The following is a 223-nucleotide window of genomic DNA, read 5'->3' as shown; positions in this document are numbered from 1 at the left end:
CGGAGTGGCATATATCTTTGCACAACAAAAAGGAACCGATCATAAAATGGTGCAAAGGCTGGATGAAGGCATGCAATCATTAGCCGAAGTTATAAAGAAAACGACAGGAAAAGATATCACGAACTACCCCGGTGCAGGTGCAGCCAGAGGCATGGGTGGCGGACTGCTGGCTTTTTTTAACGCAGAGCTAAAACCGGGAACAGAATTATTATTGAAAGCCATC

Annotated in this window: 1 protein-coding gene; it reads left to right on the top strand. The window is 45.3% G+C overall.

The window, feature by feature from the left end:
* Positions 1 to 223 (top strand): glycerate kinase (locus tag HJV72_RS19130; RefSeq protein WP_208073460.1); only part of this gene is annotated, 223 nt, incomplete at both ends.

It is taken from the genome of Extibacter sp. GGCC_0201 (assembly GCF_017566055.1).
GTDB lineage: Bacteria > Bacillota > Clostridia > Lachnospirales > Lachnospiraceae > Extibacter.
This window is presented reverse-complemented; position numbering and strand designations above follow the sequence as displayed.